Annotated in this window: 25 protein-coding genes and 3 tRNA genes; 22 read left to right on the forward strand and 6 right to left on the reverse strand. The window is 58.3% G+C overall.

All coding sequences use genetic code 11. The features are described 5' to 3' along the window. The 6 genes from ACFOFO_RS25895 to ACFOFO_RS25920 form a co-directional block, all read left to right on the forward strand. Window positions 1-415 (forward strand): RBBP9/YdeN family alpha/beta hydrolase (locus ACFOFO_RS25895; RefSeq protein ID WP_390333460.1); only part of this gene is annotated, 415 nt, incomplete at its 5' end. Window positions 416-443: 28 nt separating this feature from the next. After that, complete coding sequence (locus ACFOFO_RS25900) at window positions 444-872, forward strand: ion channel (RefSeq protein WP_390321396.1); 429 nt, start codon at window positions 444-446, stop codon at window positions 870-872. Window positions 873-1,254: 382 nt separating this feature from the next. Beyond that, window positions 1,255-1,665 carry a cupin domain-containing protein gene (locus ACFOFO_RS25905; protein ID WP_390321394.1) on the forward strand — a complete coding sequence of 137 codons (411 nt, stop codon included), beginning with the start codon at window positions 1,255-1,257 and terminating at the stop codon, window positions 1,663-1,665. Between the two features lie 145 nt (window positions 1,666-1,810). Continuing rightward, window positions 1,811-2,218, forward strand: coding sequence for an SRPBCC family protein (locus ACFOFO_RS25910; RefSeq protein ID WP_390321392.1), 408 nt, complete (start codon window positions 1,811-1,813; stop codon window positions 2,216-2,218). A 169-nt stretch (window positions 2,219-2,387) separates the two neighbouring features. Then, the gene (locus ACFOFO_RS25915; protein ID WP_390333462.1) at window positions 2,388-3,563 is read left to right on the forward strand and encodes an extracellular catalytic domain type 2 short-chain-length polyhydroxyalkanoate depolymerase; all 1,176 of its coding nucleotides are present in this window, start codon (window positions 2,388-2,390) and stop codon (window positions 3,561-3,563) included. A 204-nt stretch (window positions 3,564-3,767) separates the two neighbouring features. Beyond that, entirely contained in the window at window positions 3,768-4,175 is a 408-nt protein-coding gene (locus ACFOFO_RS25920; RefSeq protein ID WP_390321384.1) for a VOC family protein, read from the forward strand. A 215-nt stretch (window positions 4,176-4,390) separates the two neighbouring features. Here the strand turns inward: ACFOFO_RS25920 and ACFOFO_RS25925 are convergent, their stop codons facing one another. Together ACFOFO_RS25925 and ACFOFO_RS25930 are read right to left on the reverse strand one after the other, a co-directional pair. Next, window positions 4,391-5,494 carry a polyamine ABC transporter substrate-binding protein gene (locus ACFOFO_RS25925; protein WP_390327802.1) on the reverse strand — a complete coding sequence of 368 codons (1,104 nt, stop codon included), beginning with the start codon at window positions 5,492-5,494 and terminating at the stop codon, window positions 4,391-4,393. Between the two features lie 488 nt (window positions 5,495-5,982). Then, a complete protein-coding gene (locus ACFOFO_RS25930) occupies window positions 5,983-7,383 on the reverse strand; it encodes an FAD-binding oxidoreductase (protein ID WP_390321381.1) in 1,401 nt (466 codons plus the stop codon). A gap of 367 nt (window positions 7,384-7,750) precedes the next feature. On the opposite strand from ACFOFO_RS25930, the gene ACFOFO_RS25935 reads away from it, so the two are divergent. The 8 genes from ACFOFO_RS25935 to dinB all read left to right on the forward strand — a co-directional run bounded on the left by ACFOFO_RS25935 (window position 7,751) and on the right by dinB (window position 13,965). Continuing rightward, the gene (locus ACFOFO_RS25935) at window positions 7,751-9,796 is read left to right on the forward strand and encodes a UvrD-helicase domain-containing protein (RefSeq protein WP_390333463.1); all 2,046 of its coding nucleotides are present in this window, start codon (window positions 7,751-7,753) and stop codon (window positions 9,794-9,796) included. Between the two features lie 283 nt (window positions 9,797-10,079). After that, entirely contained in the window at window positions 10,080-10,541 is a 462-nt protein-coding gene (locus tag ACFOFO_RS25940) for a host attachment protein (RefSeq protein ID WP_390321379.1), read from the forward strand. A gap of 238 nt (window positions 10,542-10,779) precedes the next feature. Then, window positions 10,780-11,121: a YbjQ family protein gene (locus ACFOFO_RS25945; RefSeq protein ID WP_390321377.1), complete on the forward strand. Its 342-nt coding sequence runs from the start codon at window positions 10,780-10,782 to the stop codon at window positions 11,119-11,121. 65 nt (window positions 11,122-11,186) lie between these two features. Then, window positions 11,187-11,690: a cupin domain-containing protein gene (locus tag ACFOFO_RS25950; protein ID WP_390321375.1), complete on the forward strand. Its 504-nt coding sequence runs from the start codon at window positions 11,187-11,189 to the stop codon at window positions 11,688-11,690. 230 nt (window positions 11,691-11,920) lie between these two features. Next, a tRNA-Cys gene (locus ACFOFO_RS25955) sits at window positions 11,921-11,994 on the forward strand. Window positions 11,995-12,202: 208 nt separating this feature from the next. Beyond that, window positions 12,203-12,409: a SlyX family protein gene (locus tag ACFOFO_RS25960; RefSeq protein WP_390333466.1), complete on the forward strand. Its 207-nt coding sequence runs from the start codon at window positions 12,203-12,205 to the stop codon at window positions 12,407-12,409. Between the two features lie 55 nt (window positions 12,410-12,464). Next, entirely contained in the window at window positions 12,465-12,806 is a 342-nt protein-coding gene (locus tag ACFOFO_RS25965) for a DUF2288 domain-containing protein (protein ID WP_390321370.1), read from the forward strand. A 55-nt stretch (window positions 12,807-12,861) separates the two neighbouring features. Beyond that, complete coding sequence (dinB, locus tag ACFOFO_RS25970) at window positions 12,862-13,965, forward strand: DNA polymerase IV (RefSeq protein ID WP_390321368.1); 1,104 nt, start codon at window positions 12,862-12,864, stop codon at window positions 13,963-13,965. Window positions 13,966-14,017: 52 nt separating this feature from the next. On the opposite strand, the gene ACFOFO_RS25975 is transcribed toward dinB, so the two are convergent. Then, on the reverse strand, window positions 14,018-14,707 hold the full coding sequence (locus ACFOFO_RS25975) for a TetR/AcrR family transcriptional regulator (RefSeq protein ID WP_390333469.1): 690 nt from the start codon (window positions 14,705-14,707) through the stop codon (window positions 14,018-14,020). Beyond that, window positions 14,661-15,122: a hypothetical protein gene (locus tag ACFOFO_RS25980; protein ID WP_390321364.1), complete on the reverse strand. Its 462-nt coding sequence runs from the start codon at window positions 15,120-15,122 to the stop codon at window positions 14,661-14,663. Before ACFOFO_RS25980 ends, ACFOFO_RS25975 begins: the two co-directional genes overlap by 47 nt. Here ACFOFO_RS25980 and ACFOFO_RS25985 point away from each other — a divergent pair. Together ACFOFO_RS25985 and ACFOFO_RS25990 are read left to right on the forward strand one after the other, a co-directional pair. Beyond that, window positions 15,114-16,064 carry a lipase family alpha/beta hydrolase gene (locus ACFOFO_RS25985; protein ID WP_390321362.1) on the forward strand — a complete coding sequence of 317 codons (951 nt, stop codon included), beginning with the start codon at window positions 15,114-15,116 and terminating at the stop codon, window positions 16,062-16,064. The genes ACFOFO_RS25980 and ACFOFO_RS25985 overlap by 9 nt on opposite strands. A gap of 60 nt (window positions 16,065-16,124) precedes the next feature. Next, on the forward strand, window positions 16,125-17,027 hold the full coding sequence (locus ACFOFO_RS25990) for a lipase secretion chaperone (RefSeq protein WP_390333470.1): 903 nt from the start codon (window positions 16,125-16,127) through the stop codon (window positions 17,025-17,027). Between the two features lie 98 nt (window positions 17,028-17,125). Here ACFOFO_RS25990 and ACFOFO_RS25995 read toward each other — a convergent pair. Both ACFOFO_RS25995 and ACFOFO_RS26000 read right to left on the reverse strand, forming a co-directional pair. Further along, window positions 17,126-17,202: transfer RNA gene (locus ACFOFO_RS25995), tRNA-Asp, on the reverse strand. Window positions 17,203-17,235: 33 nt separating this feature from the next. After that, a tRNA-Val gene (locus ACFOFO_RS26000) sits at window positions 17,236-17,311 on the reverse strand. Between the two features lie 277 nt (window positions 17,312-17,588). Here ACFOFO_RS26000 and ACFOFO_RS26005 point away from each other — a divergent pair. From ACFOFO_RS26005 to ACFOFO_RS26030, 6 genes are all read left to right on the forward strand, one after another. Next, window positions 17,589-18,044: a type IV pilin protein gene (locus tag ACFOFO_RS26005; RefSeq protein ID WP_390321356.1), complete on the forward strand. Its 456-nt coding sequence runs from the start codon at window positions 17,589-17,591 to the stop codon at window positions 18,042-18,044. Window positions 18,045-18,066: 22 nt separating this feature from the next. Beyond that, complete coding sequence (locus tag ACFOFO_RS26010; protein WP_390321353.1) at window positions 18,067-18,564, forward strand: GspH/FimT family pseudopilin; 498 nt, start codon at window positions 18,067-18,069, stop codon at window positions 18,562-18,564. Beyond that, window positions 18,564-19,151: a type IV pilus modification protein PilV gene (pilV, locus tag ACFOFO_RS26015; protein WP_390333472.1), complete on the forward strand. Its 588-nt coding sequence runs from the start codon at window positions 18,564-18,566 to the stop codon at window positions 19,149-19,151. The genes ACFOFO_RS26010 and pilV overlap by 1 nt, the downstream gene beginning before the upstream one ends. A 4-nt stretch (window positions 19,152-19,155) precedes the next feature. Beyond that, the gene (locus tag ACFOFO_RS26020; RefSeq protein WP_390321351.1) at window positions 19,156-20,310 is read left to right on the forward strand and encodes a PilW family protein; all 1,155 of its coding nucleotides are present in this window, start codon (window positions 19,156-19,158) and stop codon (window positions 20,308-20,310) included. Further along, complete coding sequence (locus ACFOFO_RS26025) at window positions 20,307-20,843, forward strand: PilX N-terminal domain-containing pilus assembly protein (protein WP_390321349.1); 537 nt, start codon at window positions 20,307-20,309, stop codon at window positions 20,841-20,843. Before ACFOFO_RS26020 ends, ACFOFO_RS26025 begins: the two co-directional genes overlap by 4 nt. A gap of 80 nt (window positions 20,844-20,923) precedes the next feature. Further along, a complete protein-coding gene (locus ACFOFO_RS26030; protein ID WP_390333475.1) occupies window positions 20,924-25,114 on the forward strand; it encodes a pilus assembly protein in 4,191 nt (1,396 codons plus the stop codon). Window positions 25,115-25,505: the final 391 nt, after the last annotated feature.

Here is a 25,505-nt window from a genome sequence, read left to right on the forward strand (position 1 = left end):
AGCCTTTCAAGTGCGGAATTTCAATACGAAGCATCAAGAATGCAACACTACACTAGTTGCGCACAGTCTTGGAACGGCGCTGGCCACGCGCTGGTCGCAGGAGGCGGACACCAAGGCGGTGGCGGGGGCCCTCTTGGTTGCGACGTCAGACGTCGACCGCTTCGCCGGAACGCCGGGGAATCCCATGCGCGGGTTCGACCCCATCATCATGCAGCGGCTCCCATTTCCATCCGTCGTTCTCGCCAGCCGCAACGATGAGCGCGTAGCTTTTGAGCGCGCCGAAGCCTTCGCCTCCGCTTGGGGCTCGCGCCTCATCGACGTCGGAGCCCTTGGCCATATCGGATCGGCGGCCAAGCTCGATCTTTGGCCGCACGGGCTGGTCTGGTTCGGCCAGTTCATTGCATCCGTCGGCTAAGGACGGGGAAGCCTCCAGGGAGGAAACGATGGCATTAGTTGGCACCTTCGGCGTTGTGCTCCTCGTGCTCACAACGCTCATTCACTACGAAGTTCTGCGCATGTTGGCTGTCGGCCTCCCGACACTCAATATGGCCGCACGGGCAAAACTCATTGTTGTCATCTTTGCGGCGTTCTTCGCCCATGTCGCGGAAATATTTCTGTATGCCGTTGCGTTCTACGTGCTCGTCCTATACTTCGACGCCGGTCCGCTGGGCCAAGCCAGCTCCTCGTCGCTGACACTCTGCATGTACTTTTTGGGGGAAACGTACACGTCCATCGGATACGGGGACATCGTTCCCAAAGGAGAGTTGCGATTACTCGCTGGCATGGAGGGTCTCAACGGTCTCCTGTTGATTGGATGGTCTGCCTCATATATCTACATCGCGATGGAGCGCTTCTGGAGCGATGACGGCTAGGGAGATGGGAGCGGTGGCCCGGCCTGGCGCCGCAGCGGACGCGCCCGATCGGCGCGCGCCTCTGGCCTAGCAAGTTAATTGTATTGATCCGCCATGAACAACTTATCGCGAATATCGCGCTTTAGCTGATCCAATGCCTTGGCAGGTCTTGTCTTTTGGGCATCACGGGATAAACTGGGTGATGTTCTTCATTTTTATACGGCACTGTTTTTTATACAGTGCATCGTCAAAACCACCCCGCGGCAAGCGTTTGTGTTGAGTTGGTCGGCCAGGTTAGATGGCTTGGGGCCAGGTTACACAGACTTTGCTGTCGGTGTAAATCAAGTTAGGCGTCTTCTCAAGACACTCACGGTTCCATGACAACGACGAAAGAAAATTACGTATGAACATTTCGATCCGATCTACCCTGTTGTTTGCCGCTCTGTTCATTGGTTTGTCGTCGATGGCGCAAGCGCAGGGTACTGCAAGACCCGAAATGATCTTGAAAGAGGTCGTATCTGGCATGCCCAAGGGCGAAAGGCAGGAAGTGCGCGTCCTGACGGCAAGTATCAAGCCAGGTGATAAGACCCCGTTCCATACGCATCGATTCCCGGTGACTGTGTACGTCTTGGACGGTACATTCACGTTAGAGCTAGAGGGGCGTGCGCCGGTCGTCGTGAAGGCTGGACAAGCATTCGTGGAACCGCCAAACGTAAAGATGACGGGCTACAACCGCAGTAGTGCCGAGCCGCTTCGGGTGGTGATATTTTATGCGAGCGATCCAGAAACACCGTTCCTTGACCCGATACAGTAATTCGGGTTTTGGCGCGAGATGATTTGTCGGCGGACGCCTAACCCTGCGTATAGTCAATCGAGGGACTGCGCAAAAGCGCGCAGCCCCTTACCTTCACGTTAGCCATTCCGTTCCGTTTCACGCGCTCATCAAAGGAGTAAAGCACATGGCATCCATCCGCAGAGAAATCTTGATCCAAGCCCACCCCGAGCATGTCTGGGCCGCCGTGCGCGACGTCGGGCAAATTCATGTGCGCCTTGTGCCCGGTTTCGTAGTCGATTGCCAGCTTGAGGAAGGCGCGAGAATCGTCACTTTCGCCAATGGCTTAGTCGCACGCGAGTTGATCGTCGATGTGAACGACGAGGCGCGCCGGCTCGTCTGGTCTGCGGTTGGCGGAAAACTCACACACCACAACGCATCTGTGCAGGTCTTTGCCGAAGGTCAAGAACAAACGCGCGTTGTGTGGATTGCCGACTTGCTGCCCAATGAATTGGCAGGCGCGATCGGAGCGATGATCGACCAGGGAATAATCGCCATGAAGCAAACGCTTGAACGTAGCGCAATGCATGGCTAACAAATCTATAAAGACTTGCCCAACCCCGCCGACATCACGGGGTTGATCTTTTCTGCTCGCGGTTTTTTGATTTCACGCGTCGTCTCGGAGCAATTAAGCCGGGTTCTATCGCTGGATGGATAAAATCGTCTCAGCTTTTTTTTGGGTAATCTCAAGAACGGAGAACTCCATGTCATTCATGCTGGAAAGTGCCTTGACGCTTCTTTTTGCGGTGTCGATGGTATCGATGATATCGATGATATGGAAGAGCCGCCCGGTGATGGCGATGCTGCCCTTGCTAGTTGCGTGTTTGGCCGCGCTGCCGCTGCCCGGTCTTAGTCAGCCACCACCAGCGCTTCCCGCGCTTAACATCGACATCGCTGAAACCTCGGTTTCCGGCATTTCCTCTGGCGGCTTCATGTCGGTTCAGTTTCAGGTCGCGCACTCTGCCATCGTCAAAGGCGCGGGCGTTATTGCGGGCGGCCCGTATTTTTGTAGCCAGAACAACGTGGTCAGCGCAACCACGCAATGCTCCTGCACGCTGGACCCCGCTCATCTAGTGTGCAATGTTTCCCCGACCAGTGCCGACGTCCCGGCACTTGCGCTTGCCACACGCGGCTTCGCCGCCAAAGACCTGATTGATAATCCTGACAATCTTGCCAGGCAACGCGTGTTCATATTTGCTGGCGGAAAGGACGAGGTTGTTCCCAGTGCGGTGGCGGCGCAACTTGCCGATTACTACCAGCGATTTTCCGTACCTGCGCAGAATATCTCCAAGACTCTATTGCCCAACGCGGGCCACACCATGCCGACAGTAGCCTATGGCAATGGCTGCGCAATCACAGACTCCCCCTATATCGGCAAGTGCCACTTCGATGGCGCGAAGGAAATCCTGGGGTGGATCTATGGGCCGCTCCAAGCGCCGCGAAAGGGGGCGCCGACCGGCCGCTTCGTTAAGTTCGACCAGACACCGTACCTGCCCAAAACCATTTTCTCGTGGCTTACTGGCATGGACACCACAGGTTGGGTGTACATCCCTACTGCCTGTGCCGGTGGCGGCGCATGCCGCTTGCACATTGCGTTGCACGGATGTGAGCAGGGTCAAGACTATCTGCCGCTGAAATCGCCACCGGGTGGTGGCTTGTACTATGGCACGACTTTTGTGCGGCACGCAGGCTACGTCGCCTGGGCCGATACCAATAATATTGTCGTGCTATTCCCTCAGGCAGTTTCAATCCCTGGCCTTAATCCTAACGGCTGCTGGGACTGGTGGGGTTACACCGGCGAAAATTACGCCAACAAGAAAGGCGTGCAGATCTCAGCCATACGCGCCATGGTCAACCAAATCACCTCCGGGCGGCAATGAGCCCGTACGATCGGTGGCCGACCGTTGAAATGCCATTCGTACTGCGTGGGCATGACTTGCCTGCTGCAGCGAACATGAGGCACACTGACAGATCGGATAAAAAATCACCTCAATGCGCCACGAAGCCCAAGGATTGGTTCGCCTCGAAACGACAAAATCGGGGTGTTATACCGCGTCGTTAATCAGCTACCACCCACCCACCTTATGATCCATATTCGCGAAATCGATCACCTTGTACTGCGCGTTGTAGACCTCGACAGCATGCTTCGCTTCTACTGCGGCGCGCTCGGGTGCACCATAGAACGACGGCAAGACGAAATTGGCTTGGTCCAGTTGCGCGCTGGCCGATCTATCATTGATCTGATACCCGTCGATGGCAAACTCGGCAAAGCTGGCGGCGCGGCGCCCGGAAAGGAAGCGCGCAACCTTGATCACTTCTGCCTGCGGGTGGAGCCATTCGACGAACCGAGCATTCGCAGCCATCTGGAGGCGTATGGCGTCGCGGCTGGCCCGGTCGGTTCACGCTACGGTGCAGAAGGGGAGGGCCCTTCCATCTATGTCGCCGACCCGGAGGGTAATGTGGTCGAGCTCAAAGGCCCACCAGCGCGCTAACCCTGCATAAAGAATCGCTGTCAGCCCGCCGCCATGACGGGTTCGCTCGTTCATGCAGACGGTTTTTATCGAGCTCTTGCTGCATATTTCACTGCGCCGCGCGATCGGCAATCACAAGCAAGGACTGCATTTCCAACGATATTCAAAGTTTCTTTGGCACGCCCGCATGAAAAACGGCCGCATTCAGCGGCCGCAATCAACGACAAGCGGGCAACTTACAAACCGCTCTTGAACGCCGTATACGTGCGCGTCACCAGGCGCCGGATATCGGCGCTGACCGGCTCCGGCGTGTACATCTTCTTCTTGTCGGCATCGGACAGGAACACGGTCTTGTTGTCGGCGATATCCTTCTTCACGAACTTGATGCTGGCGGCATTCGGATTGGCGTAGAACACCTTGTTGGTCAGGCTGGCGTGCACTTCCGGACGCATGATGTAATTCATGAACAGGTGCGCGTTGTTCGGATGCTTGGCATCGGTCGGGATCGCCATCGTGTCGAAGAACAGCATCGCGCCAGTCTTCGGGATCAGCACCTCGATCTTGTTGCCGTTCTTGGCGTCGATCGCACGCTGGCGCGCGATGTTGATGTCGCCGGACCAGCCCAGTGCGACGCAGATCGCGCCGTTCGTCATGTCGTTGATGTAGCCGGATGAACTGAACAATGTCACCGACGGCCGGATCTTCTTCAGCAGGCGGCCGGCATCCTGGTAATCGCTGCTCGCCTTCGAGAACGGATTCTTGCCCAGATAATGCAGCGCCGCCGGCAGGATTTCAGATGGCGTATCGAGGAAGGACACGCCGCAGGATTTTAGCTTGGTCACGTATTTCGGGTCGAATACCAGATCCCACGCATTGTCCGGCATCGGCAGCGGGTAGGCACCGGACGCCAGCGCCGCCTTGACCTTGTCGATATTGATGCCGACCGTGGTGTAACCCCACAGCCAGTCGACCAGATGATCGTTGTTCGGATCGACCTTGGCCAGTTGCGCCTGTATTACCGGATCCAGATTGGCCAGATTCGGCAGCTTGCTCTTGTCGAGTTTGCGCAGCAGGCCGGCGTCGATCTGCAGCCGGCCCCAATGCGCCGATGGCACCACGATGTCGTAGCCGCTCTTGCCGGCCGCCAGCTTGGCGTGCAGGATCTCGTTGCTGTCGAAGAGGTCGTAGCGGACCTTGATCCCGGTCTCTTTCTCGAAATTCTTGATGGTATCGTCGGCGATGTAGTCGGACCAGTTGTAGATGTTCAGGATCTTTTCTTCCTGCGCGCTGGCGGGCGCGGCACTCAGCGCGCCGGCGGCCAGCGCGCTCGCACCGATCATGATGCGCGCGAGCTGTTTCAGATTCCAGCGGCTGCCGAAGCAGCGGTTGCCGGAGCAGCGGCTCCCGGAGGGGTTGCGGTTCATGCGTTCTCCTGTTGCATAATTCGGTTCATCATCCTGCGGTAAAACATGGCAAAAAACGCCTGTTTTATCGTGCTTTTTGTATCAGGTGTAAAGGTACAACAAGCGGCGCTGCGGGACAAGTTGCGGTTGGTCGCATGAACATTGGTGCGGCGGAGTTCCCTCCCCTCCTTCGACAAGCTCAGGACATGCTTGCAGGGGGAGGGTTAGGGGCGGAGCAGGGAATGCAGGAGGCATGCCTCCTGCCTGCGTAGCGGTATCCGCCTGCAAGCGGATACCGCTTCGCAGGCGGGCAACATGCTGCCCGAATTCCCTGCTACGCCCTTCCCCCTGCGAGGGGGAAGGGGCTAAAAGCCTTAGCCAGCAACGATCCACATGCGATTGCCCTCGGCTGCATGCCGCGCCGCCTAGCACCCGCTGTCGAAATCGGGCTTGATATTCTGATTCTGCCGGAACAGGTTATCCGGATCGTACTTGTTCTTCACCTGCACCAGACGCTGGTAGTTCGGCCCGTAGGCGGCGCCGATGCGTCCCGCTTCGTCCTGCGTCAGAAAATTGACGTACACGCTGCCGCTGGCGTAGGGCGCCGCCGCGTTGAAGAAATCCCGGGCCCAGCCTATGCATTTGTCGTCTTCGGCCGGCTCGCTCCAGCGGGTGTGCACGTTCATCGCGTACAGCGCATCGCGGTGCGGGTAGGCGGTGGCATCCGGCGCGGCGCGGCTGGCCTGACCGCCGATCAGGCCCATGAAGATTTCACATTGCGGCGACGGCAGGTCGCCGGCATAGCGAATCACAGTGTCAATCGCGTCGTCGTTGAGTTTGCTGAAGTTATGCGACTTCCAGTAGTTGCGCGCGCCCGGCGTCAGCAGCGGATCGAAGGCTTGCTGCCACGCGCTGTACGGCATCGCGCCGATATGGTCGCCGAGCGGCTGGCCGAAGCCTTTCATCGGTGCGATCAACCGCATGCCCTCGTCCACGTTGCCGGGGTAGAACAACGCCAGTACCACCACGTTCTGGCCGTGCACCTCGGGCGGCAGGAACGGCAGCGGCGGCGCTTGGCGCAACACGGCCCACACACTGAGCTGGTCCGGCATGCTGTCGACGAAATCGCGGTACTGCGTCAGCACCTGCTTGGCCTGCGCGTGCGGAAATACGATCAGCCCGGCCAGCACCTGCGGTCCGACCGGATGCAGGCGGAAGGTGAACTGGGTCACCACGCCGAAGTTGCCGCCGCCGCCGCGCAGCGCCCAGAACAGGTCGGCGTGCTCGCTGTCGCTGGCGTGCACGCGCTGGCCATCGGCGCTGACCAGTTCGGCCGCCAGCAGGTTGTCGACCGTCAAGCCATGCATGCGGCTGAGCCAGCCGAAGCCGCCGCCCAGAGTCAGGCCGGCCACGCCGGTGGTCGAATTGATGCCGAGCGGCGTCGCCAGCCCGAAGGCTTGCGCCTCGTGGTCGAAATCGGCGAGCGTCGCGCCCGGGCCGACATAGGCCAGCCTTTCCTCGGGGTCGATCTGTACCGATTTCATCAGCGACATGTCGAGCATCAGGCCGCCGTCGCACACCGCATTGCCGGCGATATTGTGGCCACCACCGCGCACCGCCAGCAGCAGTTCGTGCTGGCGCGCGAAGTTGACCGACGCCATCACGTCGGCCACGCCGGCGCAGCGCACGATCAGTGCCGGGTGGCGATCGATCATCGCGTTCCAGATGCTGCGGGCGGTGTCGTAGCCGGCATCGCCCGCTTGCAGCATCGGTCCGCGCAGGGTCGACTTGAAGTTGTCCAGCATTTCTGTTGTCAGGCCAGCCATGATCCACCTCCGTCAGAGTTCTGACGCGATTGCGTCGGGCGAGCATGACGTTGGCAGGCCGGCAACGAGCGACCGGTCGTCAAACCCTGCTTTCATAATGGACAGCGATTTGACGATGCTTTTGATATGCATCAAGGCTTGTCGTGGCCCCGCACCACACCTGTCAATTAAGCAATTTTCAGGGAGTATTGCCAGAATATGCCGTATTGGCCATGTATTCATTGGGCTCTGAAAAATACACAGTCCAGTATATTTTGATTGCCAGGCCTCATAAAAAGATCGGCCAGCGCGCTTCCAGGGCACCGACGCACTGCTACAATGCAGCGCTAGTCCGCCCATCCGCATCTGCATCTCACCCGGTTCCCGCATGTCCAATTCCCCGCCCTTCGGCCTGAACGCACCGCAACGCGAGGCCGTCAAATACCTGGACGGCCCCTGCCTGGTACTGGCCGGCGCCGGCTCCGGCAAGACCCGCGTCATCACGCAAAAGATCGCGCACCTGATCGAGGATTGCGGTTACGACGCCAAAAACATCGCCGCGCTGACCTTCACCAACAAGGCCGCGACCGAGATGCAGGAACGCATCGCCAAGCTATTGAAGGAGCCGAAGCAGGCCAAGCAGCTAACGGTCTCGACCTTCCATTCGCTCGGCGTCAAGATCCTGCGCCAGGAAGCCAAGGAGCTGGGCCTGAAGGACCGCTTCTCGATCATGGACAGTGACGACTGCTTCTCGATCGTGCAGGATCTGGCGATCACCACCGACAAGCAGCTGATCCGTCGCATCCAGGGCGCGATGTCGTTGTGGAAAAACGGCCTGATCGAGCCGGAAGCCGCGCTGCGGCAAGCCAAGGATGAAGATGAGGCGCAAGCCGCGCGCATCTACCGCAGCTACATGGCGACGCTGTCGGCCTATCAGGCGGTCGATTTCGACGACCTGATCCGGCTGCCGGTCGAGCTGTTCCGCAGCAATGAAGCGGTGCGCGACAAATGGCAGCGCCGCTTGCGCTACCTGCTGGTCGACGAGTACCAGGACACCAACACCTGCCAGTATGAACTGGTGAAACTGCTGGTCACCGGGATCGGCAAGAAGCCGATGTTTACCGCCGTCGGCGACGACGATCAGGCGATCTACGCGTGGCGCGGCGCCACCATCGAGAACCTGAAGACACTGCAAGTCGATTTCCCGGATTTGCGCGTCATCAAGCTGGAGCAGAATTACCGCTCGTCGACCCGCATCCTGCAGGCCGCCAATGCGGTGATCGGCAACAACCCGAAGCTGTTTGACAAGGCGCTGTGGTCGGAACATGGCCTGGGCGACCCGGTCAAGGTGCTCGGCGTGGCCGACGACGAACAGGAAGCCGATCAGGTCGCGATCATGCTGTCGGCCCATCGCTTCGAGCGGCGCGCGCAGTTTTCCGATTACGCCATCTTGTACCGCGGCAACCACCAGGCCCGCGTGTTCGAAAAGGCGCTGCGACGCGAACGGATTCCGTACACCATGTCGGGCGGCCAGAGTTTCTTCGACCGCGCCGAGATCAAGGACATCATCAGCTACCTGCGCCTGATCGCCAATGCCGACGACGACCCGGCCTTCATCCGCGCCGTCACCACCCCCAAGCGCGGCGTCGGCCAGAGCACGCTGGCCACGCTCGGCGAATTCGCCGGCCAATGGCAATGCTCGCTGTTCGACGCGGTGTTCAAGGGCGGCATCGAAGCCAAGCTGGCCGAGCGCCAGCTGCAGCCGCTGCGCCAGTTCGGCGAATTCATCAATCAGCTGGAAGCGCACGCCCACCGCGAAGGGCACGCGGCAAGCTTGCTGGACGACATGATGAAAGAGATCAACTACGAAGGCTATCTGTACGACAGCTTCGACGACCGCCAGGCCCAGAACAAGTGGCAGAACGTGCTCGACTTCACCCAGTGGCTGAAGGACAAGGGCAACGGCGGCAAGGAAGGCGACGGCAACCAGCGCAGCCTGCTCGACCTGACCCAGATGGTCGCGCTGATGACCATGCTCGACGGCAAGGATGAAGAGCCGGACGCGGTGCGCATGTCGACCCTGCACGCATCGAAAGGCCTGGAATTTCCGCACGTGTTCCTGGTTGGCGTGGAGGAGGGCATCCTGCCGCACAAGGGTGACCCGGACGCCCCGATCGAGCTGCTGGCCGCCCGCATCGAGGAGGAGCGCCGCCTGATGTACGTCGGCATCACCCGCGCCCAGCGCAGCCTGCACATCACCTGGTGCAAGAAGCGCAAGCGCGCCGGCGAGGCGGTGCACTGCGACATGTCGCGCTTCATCAAGGAAATGAAGCTCGATGAAGGCGACGCGGTGCCGACCGAGGCTGAGATTATTACGCCGCAGGAGCGGCTGGCCCGCCTCAAGGGCTTGCTGGCGAAACCAAAGGCGGCTTGAGCGCTGTGCTTGTGCTACCGCGCCCGGCTGATGGGACGCCCATTCCCTGCCCGAAATCTGCGTAATCGTCGAACTCGATGGCACGCTGGTCGACAGTGAAGACTCGTGCAATCGCGCCTTTCTCGCTCCGTCGCCCGAACCGGTTGCATGGGTTGAACGCATCGCAGGCAGGCGATTCGCATCAAGTACCTAATTTCGCTTAAGTCTCAGTTAAGTATCAACTAACTAGAACAAATTCCATCTTCTGCCGGTCGAACAAGATAACACTCAACCGGAGACGCACATGCAAACGACCTGGATTGTTGCCGCGGACAGCAGTCGCGCGCGGATTTTCGAGCGATTGGGGACCGAACCAAATTATCGCGAAATCGCCGACTTGGCCAACCCGCAAGGGCGCGCCAGCAATCGTGAACTGGTGAGTGACGGTTACGGTAACAGCGGTGGCGGTGGCGGTGGTGGCGGCGCACAGCAGCAAGCGCATATCGCGTCGCCAAAGGCCGACGCGGTGCAGCACGAAACCGAATTGTTTTCAAAGGAAGTCAGCCGCTATCTGGACCGCGGCAGGATCGAGCATCGCTACGACCGGATCTGCATGATCGCGCCACCGCAGTTCCTCGGCCTGATGCGGCAGAACCTGAGCAAGGAAGCGCAAAAACTGGTCGCCGAGGAAATCGCGAAAAACGTGTCCTGGTTCGAGCCCAACGATATCCAGCAATACATTGCAAAAGCCGTGCACGTCGGCTGACGCGGCGATACGCTGCCGTGTGCCCCAGCGCGGGCGGCGGGCGCATGGCATTTTGTTGCACATGGCGACGCTCGTATAGAATTGGCGAGCAAGTCTTGACGACGCTGGCGCCATCGGCGGCATTCAAGAAAATTTCCAACGCAGGATTCAGAGATAGGCCCGGATCACTTTCGGGCCTCCAATCTGCTCTATTACTAGTTACTAACTAGTTACTGGCTACTACTACATAGGAGCATGCATGCAAGATTCCATGGTCACCACCGCGCTGGTCCTGCCCAACCACAAGATCGTCCGCAACCTGGGTGTGGTGCGCGGCATCACGGTGCGCTCGCGTTCGATTGTCGGCAATATTTTCGGTGGCTTGCAATCGCTGTTGGGCGGCAACATCACGATCTACACCAACCTGTGCGAACAGGCGCGCGCGGAAACCTACCAGCTGATGTGCCAGCACGCGCAGCAGCGGGGTGCCAACGCGATCATCGCGATGCACTATGACGCGACCGAACTGATGGCCGGCCTGACCGAGGTGCTGTGCTACGGCACGGCGGTGCTGGTCGAGCCGACTGGCGAGCACGGCTAATCGTCCGCATCGCGGTTGCCAGCGACGTCGATGGCACTCCATGAATCAAGCACAGGAAAATCCCTATGAATGAAAACGCCGAGGCTCTGGCCAGGTTACTGATCCGCAATTACCACGACGCACCAACCCAGCGCGAGTTGCGCGAACCCTTGTACGACACCGCCTGCGCCAGGCTCGCACATGGCACCGCGGCGCAGAAACTGGGCGCTAGCATCGATACCGTGGCGCCGGGCAAGCGCTCCTGCCCCTACCATTTCCATCACGCGCAGGAAGAGATGTTCGTGATATTGGACGGCAGCGGCACGCTCAGGGTCGCCGGTGAAATGCTGCCGGTCCGCGCCGGCGACGTGGTGTTCATCCCGCCCGGACCGGCCTATCCGCACCAGATTATCAATACCTCCGACGCGCCGCTGCAGTATTTGTCGGTCAGTACCCGCGAGACGCCGGAGGTGGCCGAATATCCGGATTCGGGCAAATTTCTCGCGATGGCATCGAACGGCACCGACAGGATTTTCGAGGTGCTGCAGCGCGCAGACAACGGCCTTGACTACTGGGACGGCGAGCCCTGATTTGTTAGCGCCACGCCCTAAGCAAAGGAGCGCCTTACCACCATGACCAGCAGCAAGACGGTTTCCGTGCATATATATTTGTTTGATGAAAACTGTTGATCTCGCGCAAAATACAATCCCTCCAGTTGCGTCAATGTAGCGTTACTAAGACGCCAACACAGTGCCGATAAAAAATGTTGGGAGTTGCAGCGGTGTTGGCAGTAGTGTTGGCAAATCACGCAGTTCCCCGTGGCGGGGTAGCAAAAAGGTCATGCAGCGGCCTGCAAAGCCGCAGATATTGGTTCGAATCCAATACCCGCCTCCATTCTCTTTTCCTCCTCGATTTTTCCGCATGCCGGTCGATCGCGACCCGGTCGATCGCGACCAGCTGTTGGTGGCACCGCTCAGGTCGCCGCACCTGGTCCGGTGGGCCGGACCAGGCCTGTATCGATCTGCTCGCAAAAGGTGCAAAATCACGATAACGACCGCTCTGGATTAAAATGCAGCGCTTTCACTCAGAAAGAATGCACAGCATGAACGAAGAACGTCTGATTGAGATTGAAATCAAGATTGCCCGTCAGGAAGACCTGGTCGACACCCTGAATCAGCTGGTCTACCAACAGCAAAAGAAAATCACCGAGCTGGAGGTGATGTGCGCCGCACTGGCGCGGCATCTGAGCGATATGTCCGGGCAAGGCAGCGAAGCCGGTGCGCCGCACGAGAAGCCGCCGCACTATTGAACGGTACTGACGTCATTTGCAATGTCGACAACCTGAATATCGAAACATCGAATCCATGACCGCTTCAGACCAACAAAACGAATTGCGTACCTGCCTGAACCAGGAAACCGCGCGCATCGCGTGGGCGGAATTGCTGCGCCATTTCGCCGGTGGTTCGGTGCTGCTGGTCAGCAACGAACTCGATCTGATCGATGTTGCGCTGCAGATCGCCAATGACAACAAGACAGCGGTCGCGCAATGGCTGGCCGAGCAGCGTATCGCGCCGGTCACCGATGCGCAGGCCGGTAGCTGGCTGGACGCCGGGCTTGAGGTATGGAGCGTGGTGGTGCGGCCATGGGTGCTGGTGCAGCTGGAAAAGGGCAGCGCCGCATCTACGATCGGCCAGACCATTCATTAGCCGGTCTGCCGTTCGCCCCGAGTAGCGTAGCGTATCGAAGGGCCGCAATCCGATCTTGAACCCGCCTTCCCGAAAAATCATCCATTGCGATTGCGACTGCTTTTACGCGGCGGTCGAGATGCGCGACGACCCGGCGCTGCGCGATTTGCCGGTGGCGGTCGGCGGCCGCGCCGACCAGCGCGGCGTGGTCGCGACTTGCAATTACGCGGCGCGCCGCTTCGGCGTGCATTCGGCAATGGCGACCTCGCAGGCGCTGCAGCGCTGTCCGGGGCTGGTGGTGCTGCCGCCTGCGATGGAAAAATACCGGATCGCGTCGCGTCAGATCCTCGCGATCTACCGCGACTACACTGAACTGGTCGAGCCGCTGTCGCTCGACGAAGCCTATCTGGACGTGACTGCCGCGCCGCACTTCCAGGGCAGCGCGACCCTGATCGCGCAAGAGATCCGGGCCCGCATCGCGGCCACGGTCGGCATCACCGCCTCGGCCGGCATCGCCCCCAACAAATTCCTGGCCAAGATCGCCAGCGACTGGAACAAGCCGGACGGCCAGTTCGTGATCCGCCCGCATGAGATCGACGCCTTCGTCGCGGCGCTGCCGGTGCGCAAGCTGTTCGGCGTCGGCAAGGTCACCGCCGCCAAGTTGCAGCGGCTCGGGGTCGACACTTGCGCTGACTTGCGCGGCTGGTCGCAAGTTAAATTACTGCAGCATTTCGGCAAGTTCGGCGAACGGCTGTACGCGCTGTGCCGCGGCATCGACCAGCGCGAGGTCAGCCCGCACAGCGAGCGCAAATCGGTCAGCGTCGAAGAAACCTACACCCCTGACGTACCCGATCTGGCGGCCTGCGCCGGTCATCTGCGGCCGCTGTTCGAATCGCTGCAGGCGCGCGTCAAACGCGTCGGTGCCGAGCGCGATATCCGCAAACTGTACGTCAAGATCCGCTTTGCCGATTTCCGCCAGACCACGGCCGAATGCGTAGGCACCGTGCTCGACCAGGCGCAGTTCGACAAGCTGCTGGAAACCGGCTTCCAGCGCGGCCGGCCGCCGGTGCGCCTGCTCGGTGTCGGGGTCCGACTGGAGGAAGAGGAAGACAGCCCGCAGCTGGGGCTGTTTGTCAGCGATGGCGAACATAGCACAGCGAGCGGCAGCGGCGACAACTGAAACCGGCCGGACGCACGATGCCACATTGTCGGCGGCGTCAGTGGCGCGAGGGTTAAGGTTGCCCGATCCGCGCGCGCAACAGCGTCACCACGCTATCAGCGAATATGTCGACACTGGTGGTGCGGTATTTCCAGCGCTTGACGTACCAGTCTTCGAACAACGCCATGCAATGGGCCGCCAGCAGGGATGCCTGGTCCGGGGTAAAGGTGCCGGTCCGTTCGATCAGCGCCGCAATGGTCAATTGGCTGCCCAGCTCCGACGCCTTGGCAATTTCCCGATGCGCCGGCGGCAAGCCGCGCGATTCCAGAAAGACGAAGTACAGCCATGGCTGCAGGATTTCAGCCATGTAGATTTGGGCCCGCAAGATGCACTCGATCCGATCCAGCGGCGCGTCGATGTGCGCGAACCAGGTCGGCACGGCCTCGCTGATATGGCGCACCACGTCTTCGATGATGGCCGCCAGCTGGTCCTTGTTTTCGATGTAGCCGTACAGGCCGCCCATCGACAGGCCGGTTTCCCGGCACAGGTCGCGCAAGGTCATGGCGCGAAAGCCGACCGAATTGGCCAGCGTAAATGTCGCCACGAATATCTTCTTCAGGTTCTCGAGCGCCGTGTCCCTGCGCTTGACGCCGATGCGATCGCTATGGCGTTCCAGCAGAAATACCCAGATGTTGGTTTCATCCAGGGGCGTCACCTTACGAAATTCGGCCAGGGTAAAGTTGACGGGCAGTGACTTCATCATTTTTCGGCTTTTTTCTTGCGCCTGCAGCAGGGGCAAAACTATAGCATGGCGGCGACGGCCGCTCGGGACCCCGCGCGCGGCAAAATCCATCATTGCTGCCTGCCGCCGGGTCGCACAGCCAGTCCCACGCGGATCGGTTCGCCGCCCCCAAATAGCCATCGACGTGCGCCGACGAAACCGGCAGCTTGAGCGGAGAAGAGCGTCTATATCGCCCAATACCCATCATTTTCGACGTTGTTGCAATGTTGCACTGCACATTGCTTATTTCAACAATCGCACCTAGTATCCAAAAAGATAGCGAGCGCTCGCTCGATATTCGGTGATTTTCAGCGGTCACAAGAATCGCAAGAATTGCAGACACCAATAGACGCAAGTCAGCAAAAAATAAATCCTCTGAGGAGACAAAATGCAACAACAGCTTTTGAAGTGGCTCAATGGCGTCAATTTCGCTGGCATCGTCCTGTTTGCCATGGCCATCCTGCCGGCCCAATCCTGGGCCGCCGGCTACACCCAGACCAGATATCCGATCGTGCTGGTACACGGCCTGTTCGGGTTCGACAACATCGGTCCGGTGGATTACTGGTATGGCATTCCGGCTGCGTTGCGGGCGGACGGCGCCCAGGTCTATGTGACGCAGGTGTCGGCCGCCAACAGCACCGAAGTGCGGGGCGAGCAACTGCTGACTCAGGTCAAGCAGATTCTCGCCGCCACCGGCGCGACCAGGGTCAACCTGGTCGGCCATAGCCACGGCGGCCCGACCGCGCGTTACGTGGCGTCGGTGCGGCCGGATCTGGTCGCCTCGGTGACCAGCATCGGCGGCGTCAACAAGGGTTCGGCAGTGGCCGACGTGCTGGTCGGCGTCGCGCCGGCGGGGGCCTTGTCGCAGACCGTGCTGACCTCGGTTGTGAATGGATTTTCCAGCTTGATCGGCCTGTTGTCGGGCGACTCATCGCTGCCGCAGGACTCGGCCGCGGCCGAAATGTCGCTCAGCACGGCCGGTACGCTCAAATTCAACGCGGCCCATCCGGAGGGGATCCCGACTACCGCCTGCGGTGAAGGTGCGTATCAGGTCAACGGCGTGTCCTATTTCTCATGGAGCGGTGCCCAGCCTTACACCAACATCTTTGACGTCTCCGATCCGGCACTGGCCCTGACTTCGCTGGCCTTCAACGGCGCCAAGAACGACGGTTTGGTGAGCAGCTGCTCCAGCCATCTGGGACGGGTGATCCGCGATGACTATGCGATGAACCATCTGGATGAAGTCAATCAGCTGATCGGCTTGACCAATATCTTCGAAACCAATCCGGTCACCCTGTATCGGCAACAGGCCAATCGCCTGCAAAATCTCGGACTGTAACCAAGCGCACCGACTGCAATGAAAAAAAGACCGTCTATTGGTTTGCTTGGGGCGACGGCGTTGTTGGCCGTCGTTTTTTTTATCGTGGCCCGCCATCACTATGATCGGGAAGCCGCGCCGCAGCGCGCCGCCGACGCGAATCTATTCCCGTTCGTGCGCTCGATGGATGGCACCCGGCCGGATGGCGATCTCAGGCTGGCAGCCGGCGATGCGCTGGTGGTCGATGCCCGCCTGCGCCGGATGTTCGACTACTATCTCAGCGCGGTCGGCGAAAAGCCGCTCGCTGCGATCCGCAAGGAAATTGAACAGGAGCTCGAGCGGCGCCTGAAGCCTGCTGCCGCGACCGGCGCCAAACGCCTGCTGGCACGCTATCTCGACTACAAGCGCGCGCTGGTGGCGCTGGAACAGCGCCCGCACATCGCGGGGGCCAGCATCACGGCGGCCCGGGCGCGACTGTTAGCGATGCGAGAAATGCGCGCGCAATATTTCAACACGACGGAAACACAAGGCATGTTCGGCTTCGATGATGCTTACGATATGGATGCCGTAACGCGCCTGGAAATCAGTCAGGACCCATCGCTCACGGCAGCGCAAAAGAAGGCAAAACTGGCCGGACTCGATGCCGCGATGGCGCCAGCCTTGCGGGCCGAGCGGGAGGCGCCCTTGGCGATCGTCAAGCTGGAGGAAGCGGTCAACCAGATGCGGGCACAGGGTGCCAGCCAGGATGACATCTACCGGATGCGCGCCGCCGCGCTGACGCCGGAGGCGGCCGCCCGCCTGGCCGATGTCGATCAGGAAGAGGCCGCCTGGAAAAGCCGCATCGCCAGCTATCTGGCGGAACGGAAAGCGGTGAGCGCCGGCAGTGCCAAGCTATCCGAAGCGGACCAGCAACTGGCGCTGCAGCAATTGCGTCAGGCCCGCTTCAGCGCCGATGAGCAGAAGCGACTGGCGGCGTACGAGTAATCGACGCAAGCAAGCAGTGCCCGCAAGCGCCAGGATCTCATGCTCGTCAAAAAGAAAAAGCCTCATAAAACTCGCTGAGTTATGAGGCTTTACCATGTTGGCGGAGTGGACGGGACTCGAACCCGCGACCCCCGGCGTGACAGGCCGGTATTCTAACCAACTGAACTACCACTCCTAAAACTGTTCCGCTGCTACCCGCTTGACGGTCTGGTGGGTGCTGAGAGGCTCGAACTCCCGACCTACGCCTTGTAAGGGCGCCGCTCTACCAACTGAGCTAAGCACCCAAACTGTCAAACGGCACCGCTGTCGCAGCGGCATCGCATCTGAAGGGCCTGAAGTGTACAGAGCATTGGCGGGTTTGGCTAGGGGGTTATCGGATTTTTTTCAATGTCAGACAAAAACGGGTGAATCAGTTGCGGATTCCCCCGTTGTTTTGCCGCTTATCGCCAAAAAAACTCCGACTGTCGGAATGTTGCTCTAAACCTATATTGCCCACCTACAATCAAGCCAGATCCATGCGCCAATTTCCCTCTGACATTCTGACAAGTGAACATCACAATAATGAAAACAGGCCAAATGAGAGCTCGTTTCGTCCCGGCAAGAATACGGAACGGCTTTACCTTGATTGAGGTGATGATCACGGTGGCAATTGTCGCGATCCTGGCGGCCATCGCCTATCCGTCATATACGCAATATATTGTCAGGGCAAACCGCTCCGCCGCGGAAAGTTTCATATTGAGCCTAGCAAATAAACAAGAGCAATACATGCTAGACACACGCCAATATGCTAATACCCTGGCTCTTCTCGGCTATTCAAGCACCCCGACAGACATCTCGCGCAACTACACGGTCGCGGATCCAACTGTGGACAACACTACCAAACCACCCAGCTACAGCATTAAAGCGACAGCAATTGGGAATCAATTGAGTCGAGACGGCAAATGTAAAGATTTGACCATTGATCAAACCGGCACCAAGGGAATCACCGGTACCGGTACGGTCGCGAGTTGCTGGTAATCGAACATTCGAAGGCCAAATAATGGGTACTTTCGTCGGCATCAAAACCGCCCCTAAATTCCGCAACTTGGGCTTTACCTTGATTGAATTAATGGTCACCATTTCGATCGCGGCGATTCTATTGGCGATCGCCGTGCCGTCGTTCCGCGATTTCATACTGGGACAACGGATCAAAAACGCGTCATACGATGTTTCATATACGCTAACTTTTGCGCGCAGTGAGGCCATTAAGCGAAACAATGACGTGGTACTCAGTCCGGCGACGGGCGGCTGGAAAAACGGTTGGACCGTTTCTTCGACGGTCGGTGCGGTCACTACCACGCTCAGCAATCACGAGCCTTTCCCTGGATTGAACATTGCCGGCCCGGCAACCAACCTGACGTATAAGAATGACGGTCGCATCAACGCGGCGGCAAGCCAAACATTCGCAATCAGCAGTAGCGCGACTAGCAGCGCGTCGCCGCGCTGCGTCAGTATCAACCTGAGCGGGTTGCCTAACAGTAAGGCGGGAAGTTGCTGATGAAAACGCGTCCAAAAATTTCACCAAAACAAAGCGGCTTCGGCATGATTGAAGTGCTGGTAACCCTCGTTATCCTGCTGTTGGGCCTCCTGGGCCTGGTGGGCATGATGCTGGTCAGTCAACGTGCTGAGATGGAATCTTACCAACGTGTGCAGGCATTGATGCTATTGCAGGACATGGTAGGGCGCGTCAACGCCAATCGTAAAGTCGCATCCTGTTACGCGATCACCACTGGCGCGGCAACAGGGGCGCCTTATTTGGGTGCCAGCAGCAGCATTACCACGCCGACCTGCACCACCGGCACTGCCGAACAAAATTCGCTGGCCATTAAGGATATGCAAGATTGGAATGCCTTGTTACTCGGCGGCGCCGAATCCGCCGGAGGCAACGCGGTTGGCGCCATGATCGGTGCACGTGGCTGTGTCAGCCTTGATGCGGCAACCGGCATTTACCAGGTCAGTGTTGCCTGGCAAGGAAATGGTCAAACGGCAGCGCCGACCGGTGTGGTGTGCGCCAAAGATCAATATGGCGACGATAAACAGCGACGCGCAGTCAGCGTCACGCTTCGAATTGCCGACTTGAGTTAACCCCATGAACGCTTCCAACCACAAAAAATACAACGCCGCCGGTATCGGAAACGCGATCAATCTGCATCGCCATGCCGGCCTGACGCTCGTGGAATTGATGATTTCGATAACGATTGGGTTGCTTTTACTGGCCGGTCTAACAACCCTGTTTGCGAAACAAAGCAGCGCGCGTAGCGAGCTCGACAAGACCGGCCGGCAGATTGAAAATGGCCGCTACGCGATGCAGCAGTTGCAGGATGATATTCAGCTGGCCGGATATTACGGCGAATATTGGCGCTTGGGTGCGCTGCCGGCGACCCTGCCTGATCCATGCGCTACCGCGACACCAGCTCTGGTAACCGGAATCCCCTTGCCAATCCAAGGATATGACTCCCCCGCAACCGTACCTTCGCCGCTATCAGGGTGCTTGCCGGATGCGAATCACCTGGCAGGCACAGATATTCTCGTAATCCGGCGTGTCGATACCACGTCCGTCCCGATCGCGAGCGCAGTCGCGGCACAACCGTATCTGCAAGCGGGCTTGCTGGCACCAGCACCGGAATTTACTTATGTGCTGGGCACCGGGACCGATACCACGGTGTTCAATCTGACCAAAAGGGACGGCACACCGGCTAACCTGCGCAAATACCTGACGGATATCTATTTTGTCAGCCCTTGCAGCGTGCCGACTGGCGCCGGTTCCACCTGCACCCGCTCGGATGACAATGGCAAACCGATCCCGACGCTAAAACGTCTGGAATTGTCTTTGTCAGGCGGCGCCGCGACATTTACCACGGTACCACTGGTCGAAGGCATAGAAAACCTCCAGCTGGACTATGGCGTGGATTACACCGGAGCGGTGGCGGCAGACGGCGCGCCCGACTGTTATGTAAGCGACCCGACGACACCGTCGACCACGGAAATTACCGCATGCCCCAGCACCGCGGCCACCTATTTTGCGAAGGTCACCACGACCGCTGTCACCAATTGGTCAAATGTCATGGCCATCCGGGTCAATCTGCTGGCGCGCAATAACGACGCCACAGGCGGGTTTATCGACGACAAGACCTACAAATTGGGGCTGGCTGGGGATGTAACGCCGACCGATAAAACCTACAAACGTCATGTCTTCACCCAGTTGGTGCGAGCCGTCAATCCAAGCTCACGGAGAGAACAATGACAAACAACCAGCGACAATCCGGCGCCACCCTGGTGGTGAGTTTGATCATGCTGGTGGTCTTGACCTTGCTGGTGGTATCGGCCATTCGGTTCGGCAATACTAACTTGCGGGTGGCAGGCAACATGCAGGTGCAGACCGAAGTCGCCGCCGTCGCGCAACAGGCGATCGAGCAGGTTATCGATGCCGACAATCCGGTCGACTTTACCACCACGATCGCTGCGCAAACCATACAAGTGTCGACCGGCCCCGTCAGCTATGACGTCCATATTGCCAAACCGGTTTGTAATATCACGGTGCCGATATTGAGCACCGACCCGTCGCTCAATCCCAATGACGTGGACGATCGCAAGTGTATCGGCGATGCAGCCGGCGATCCCCCCATTGGTCCTGATGGCAATCCGATACCGAATCAGACGACCTGCAACCAGCAGCAGTGGGAGGTGCAGGCCGATGTTTTGGATGGCAGGAGCGGCGCAAGAATCAGCCAGCATCAAGGGGTTGCGAGACGCACCTACATACCCACGGCTTGCTAACCGCGCGGAAATTTCGGCATTCGTCACATTTCATCATAACAATAGAAGCACCAGCGCATCAGCGCTTCGGAGGTGGTCCCATGATTAAAATTCGCTCTATCCTGCTCAGCACCTTATTTGCTCTGCTTACGATCCCGCTATTCAGTCAGGCCGAGGATACAGACATATATGGCGGTACCGGCAGTGGCGGTGTCCCCAATGTGCTGATGGTGATGGATACCGGTGCGAATTTTTCCTCGAGCGCAGCGGTGCCCTGTACCGCCTACGCGGCCGGAGGGGCGCCATCGCTGGGCAATACAGGTGGCGGGGTCGAACAGTGCGCGCTGGTCGATGCAATTAATAGCCTCCCTGTGGGGACGGTCAATGTTGGCATCATGGTCAACAACGGAAATAATTTTACGAATGGTGCTGCAACCGGTGTTGGCCCTTGTGTGGGCAGCAATGGAGGGTGCTTGGTGAAACCGCTGACCTTGATGGATGCGGCAGGCAAAACGGCATTGATCAATTTCATCAAGAGCTGGCAGTTGTCGGGAAACAACAGTGCTACCGCGTTTACCATCAAATCAGGAGGCGATAGAACTGGGAGTACCATGCAGGAGGCATGGGCCTACTACACCGGAAAAACTGGCTTGTCCGGGAAAAACTACGCGACATCCATCATCGGCGCTGGCTGCGAAAAGAACTTCGTGATCTTCATTGGCAATTCTTTCAGCAACTCCGGAGGCCCGGCCGATACGGCGCAGTCGGATCCCAATGACAGCAGCGTAGGGCTCAATTCAAGCCAGGTTGGCGCAACGGCTGCGCAAAAGATAAAACTATCGAATACGGTGAAATTCGCATCCATGACCTGTGGCGTCACGAGTTTGGCAGCCGGTACCCAAAGTAGCGATTGGTCAGAAAATTGGGCCGACGAGTGGGCGCGTTATATGTATGGATCGGACGCATCGTCAACGCTCGATGGTACCCAAAACATCATCACGTACACGATCGGAGTGATTAATAACGGCACAAATTCGTGCAAGCCTGACTATCCTGCGCTGCTGACCAACATGGCAACCTACGGTGGCGGCAAGTATTTTCAGACCGGGACCTCCACGGAAGTAAAAAACGCAATACTCAAGATATTGAACGAAGTACAAGCGACCAACAGCGTCTTTTCCTCTTCCAGCTTGCCGGTCAGCGTCAATACGCAAGGCACTTACCTGAACCAGATTTACATGGGAATGTTCCGTCCTGACGCGAGCGCCAATCCACGATGGTTGGGTAATTTGAAGCAATATCAATTTATTCTGAATGGCGATAATTTGAAGTTGGGCGACGCTTCTTCCCCAACTCCTCAGCTTGCAATCAGCTCAGCCAAAACCGGTTTTATCTCGCCTAATGCGATCAGTTTCTGGACCACCAAGAACTTAGCCGCAGCGCCTGATTCTACTGGCGGCTTCTATGTCAACGCGCCGAACGGCGCAGGTCTCGGTTTCGATTCGCCGGACGGTGAGTTGGTGGAAAAGGGTGGCGCCGCGCAGCAGTTGCGCGTCAAGAATCTGACCGACACTTATACGGCGGCATCTGCGTTGACGCGCAACCTTTACACTTACTGCCCTGGCGGCACGGGTTGCGTGGCGCAGTTATCGAATAGCGCGAATGCCTTCGCGACAAGCAACGCCGCGATAACCGATGCCTTGCTGAACTCTGTCTCGGGTGTATCCGTCTCGACCATTACTCGTTCCGGTACGACCGCGACAGTGACTACCGCCCGTAATCACGGTTTTGCCAATGGAGCATCGGTCACGATCAGCGGCGCCACGCAAACCGAATATAACGGCACGTTCACCATTACCTGGATCAGCAACACTAGCTTTAGCTATCCTGTTGCAGAAAACCCGCCTTCACCAGCAACCGGAAACTACACGGCAACAATACCTGGCAATCCGCAGTTAATTGCTTCAATTATCCGTAGCGGGACCACTGCCACCGTTACCTTGAACAATCACGGTTATGCGAATGGGCAGACCGTTACGATTACGGGCGCCACCCAGGCGCAATACAACGGTACCTTCTCGATCACCATGATCGACAATAATCATTTCAGCTATGCAGTGGTCGAAGGGCCAATATCGCCGGCTGGAGGAGGAACCGCAAAAGTGGGCTCGACCACACGAAATATTGCGGTGTATAACAATAATCCCAATCCTGGCGTAGTGCGCGCCGCAGGCAGCACGACCGTGACCGTTACGACTACTGCCAACCATGGCTTTGCAACTGGAAATACAGCGACTATCACAGGCATTGCGGATTCAGCAGGTAACGTCATTCCTGGATATAACGGGAGTTTCGTTATTACTAATACGGGCAACAAGAGCTTTACCTATACCATTGCCGCAACCACTCCGGCTAGTCCCGCAACTGGGTCCGCGTATGCTGATGGTAGTGCCGCGGCAAAGACCGTGACCAGCTTGACGCGCTCAGGTACCACAGCAACTGCTACGGTGTCAGTGCACGGCTTTGTAAATGGAGAAACGGTCAGCATAGGCGGCACGACCGGGGCCAACGAGAACGCCTATGTCGGCAGCTATGTCATTTCCGGCGTAACGGCCAATACCTTCAATTACACCGTGGCGCTTTCGCCCGTCTCGCCGGCAACCGGCACCATCACAGCCAGCGTGGGCGGAACCAGTGACCGCACCGCCTTGATCAACTGGGTGCGCGGCGAGGATAACTTCGGCGATGAGGCCAGCCCCGGCAATGGCTATACGGTCCGTCCATCGATCCATGGTGACGTGCTGCATTCGCGCCCGGTGGTTATCAACTACGGCGGAACAACCGGGGTGGTGGTCTACTACGGCGCCAACGATGGCGTATTCAGGGCTGTCAATGGCAACCAGAGCAACGCGATCGGTGGCGTTGCAGCCGGCGGCGAGATGTGGGGACTGGTCCTGCCCGAGTTCTACAGCAAACTGACTCGTCAGAGGACCAATAGTCCAGCGCTGCTATTGCCGTCTACGCCAACTGGAATTACGCCGGCGCCGCAAAAGAAGGACTATTTTGTGGACGGTGCCACGGGCGTGTATCAGCAATTGAATACGGACGGGACGACGCGCGTCGCACACATCTATCTCACCATGCGTCGCGGCGGCACGTTCATCTATGCCTTGAATGTGACGGACCCAGCAAACCCGCGGGTATTGTGGAAGAAATCGACCACCGACCTGCCGGAACTAGGCCAGACCTGGTCGCGACCGAAAGTCGCGGTAATCAAGGCCAATACCAATCCAGTATTGATCTTTGGCGCGGGCTACGATACTACGGAAGATAGCGAACCGCCGATTGCGGACACGAAGGGTCGCGGTATTTTCGTACTGGATGCAGTGACCGGCGATCCGATCTGGAGCGCGACGCCTGACACTGCCAAGTGTCCGGCATCAGGAGTTTGCAAGACCGTCAGCGGCATGAACTTTGCCATTCCTTCTGACGTGACGGCGCTGGATCGGGACAATGACGGAAAAACCGACCGGCTATATGTGGCGGACGTCGGCGGCAACGTCTGGCGCGTGGATATAGATGCCACTTCCCCTAGTAACTGGATAGTGAGCAAACTTGCCACCCTAGGTGGCTCCGGTGCCGCACCACGCAAATTTTTCTACCCACCAAGCGTGGTGCCTATCGGAACGAGCGGTTCAGCCAGTTCATACGATGCGGTAATGATCGGCTCGGGTGATCGCGAGCATCCGCTATACAGCAGCAGCGCCAATTCGGCTTACATGGTGCAAAACCGGTTCTACATGCTAAAGGATATGAAGACCGGCAAGGATGGTTCAGGACAAACGACGGTCACTGATGTCGACTTGTTTGACGCCACTAGCACCAATTACGTTGACGATGTCACGAAAAGAGGTTTTTACATCAACTTCCTCGCAGGGGAAAAGGCTGTGAACGCGCCGCTCACGCTCAGTGGCATCACCTCCTTCGGTACCAACCAGCCAAACCTGCCAAGCACTACTTCATGCACTTCTGATCTGGGTGTTGCCAGAGGCTACAGTGTCAGTCTGTTTAGCGGCGAACATGCAGCGACCGTCTTGGACGGCGGTGGACTGCCTCCTTCCCCGGTGGCTGGGGTCGTGACAGTGGACGGCAAAAAGTATCAATTTTGCATTGGTTGTAGTCCACCAACGATCGTCCCTCCAAATCCCCCATGTAAGTCCCCATTGGAGAATTGCTGGGTACCACAAGTTGGCAAGAAGAAAATCACCAGGACCTATTGGTACAAGAACTAGTTATTGCACGAAGCGATGGTCAAGTTGTCAAACTTGACCATCGCCCGGAACTTCACAAGACGAAAATTGGCTACGCCTGCGATTCTCCGTCGCACATCCGCATGATCTGCCCGGTATCGGATGGTTGGTGCTCACGGCAGCGCGCTGTCTTGGCAACGCGTACACTGGCGTTCGCGGAATAACGTTCTGATACTGCCCCTGCCAAATTGGCGGATTCGACGCCAAAGCCGATTCCTGCACCGGCCTGCGCCCGTTGACTTGGCTATATAGAATGCTGACAAGCCTTAAAATCGGCTGATGTTACCGTGTGCAATTTCATAATCTTGGCACGGCGTACCCAATCAAAACGACCCGAATCAATCCCAATTTACCCATCTGGCCCAGTGTGGCG

The sequence above is a fragment of the Pseudundibacterium arcticum genome (assembly GCF_042646465.1).
Classification (GTDB): Bacteria; Pseudomonadota; Gammaproteobacteria; order Burkholderiales; family Burkholderiaceae_D; genus Undibacterium_A; species Undibacterium_A arcticum.

Excerpts from the sequence above, each read along its gene's own strand:
- ACFOFO_RS26030 (WP_390333475.1), top strand. The coding sequence starts at position 20,924 with ATGATTAAAATTCGCTCTATCCTGCTCAGCACCTTATTTGCTCTGCTT.
- ACFOFO_RS25915 (WP_390333462.1), top strand. The coding sequence starts at position 2,388 with ATGTCATTCATGCTGGAAAGTGCCTTGACGCTTCTTTTTGCGGTGTCG.
- ACFOFO_RS25920 (WP_390321384.1), top strand. The coding sequence starts at position 3,768 with ATGATCCATATTCGCGAAATCGATCACCTTGTACTGCGCGTTGTAGAC.
- ACFOFO_RS25905 (WP_390321394.1), top strand. The coding sequence starts at position 1,255 with ATGAACATTTCGATCCGATCTACCCTGTTGTTTGCCGCTCTGTTCATT.
- ACFOFO_RS25930 (WP_390321381.1), bottom strand. The coding sequence starts at position 7,383 with ATGGCTGGCCTGACAACAGAAATGCTGGACAACTTCAAGTCGACCCTG.
- ACFOFO_RS25950 (WP_390321375.1), top strand. The coding sequence starts at position 11,187 with ATGAATGAAAACGCCGAGGCTCTGGCCAGGTTACTGATCCGCAATTAC.
- ACFOFO_RS25965 (WP_390321370.1), top strand. The coding sequence starts at position 12,465 with ATGACCGCTTCAGACCAACAAAACGAATTGCGTACCTGCCTGAACCAG.
- ACFOFO_RS25925 (WP_390327802.1), bottom strand. The coding sequence starts at position 5,494 with ATGATCGGTGCGAGCGCGCTGGCCGCCGGCGCGCTGAGTGCCGCGCCC.
- ACFOFO_RS25935 (WP_390333463.1), top strand. The coding sequence starts at position 7,751 with ATGTCCAATTCCCCGCCCTTCGGCCTGAACGCACCGCAACGCGAGGCC.
- ACFOFO_RS25940 (WP_390321379.1), top strand. The coding sequence starts at position 10,080 with ATGCAAACGACCTGGATTGTTGCCGCGGACAGCAGTCGCGCGCGGATT.
- ACFOFO_RS26010 (WP_390321353.1), top strand. The coding sequence starts at position 18,067 with ATGGGTACTTTCGTCGGCATCAAAACCGCCCCTAAATTCCGCAACTTG.
- ACFOFO_RS26020 (WP_390321351.1), top strand. The coding sequence starts at position 19,156 with ATGAACGCTTCCAACCACAAAAAATACAACGCCGCCGGTATCGGAAAC.
- ACFOFO_RS25900 (WP_390321396.1), top strand. The coding sequence starts at position 444 with ATGGCATTAGTTGGCACCTTCGGCGTTGTGCTCCTCGTGCTCACAACG.
- ACFOFO_RS26025 (WP_390321349.1), top strand. The coding sequence starts at position 20,307 with ATGACAAACAACCAGCGACAATCCGGCGCCACCCTGGTGGTGAGTTTG.
- ACFOFO_RS25960 (WP_390333466.1), top strand. The coding sequence starts at position 12,203 with ATGAACGAAGAACGTCTGATTGAGATTGAAATCAAGATTGCCCGTCAG.
- ACFOFO_RS25910 (WP_390321392.1), top strand. The coding sequence starts at position 1,811 with ATGGCATCCATCCGCAGAGAAATCTTGATCCAAGCCCACCCCGAGCAT.
- ACFOFO_RS26005 (WP_390321356.1), top strand. The coding sequence starts at position 17,589 with ATGAAAACAGGCCAAATGAGAGCTCGTTTCGTCCCGGCAAGAATACGG.
- ACFOFO_RS25985 (WP_390321362.1), top strand. The coding sequence starts at position 15,114 with ATGCAACAACAGCTTTTGAAGTGGCTCAATGGCGTCAATTTCGCTGGC.
- ACFOFO_RS25945 (WP_390321377.1), top strand. The coding sequence starts at position 10,780 with ATGCAAGATTCCATGGTCACCACCGCGCTGGTCCTGCCCAACCACAAG.
- ACFOFO_RS25975 (WP_390333469.1), bottom strand. The coding sequence starts at position 14,707 with ATGATGAAGTCACTGCCCGTCAACTTTACCCTGGCCGAATTTCGTAAG.
- pilV (WP_390333472.1), top strand. The coding sequence starts at position 18,564 with ATGAAAACGCGTCCAAAAATTTCACCAAAACAAAGCGGCTTCGGCATG.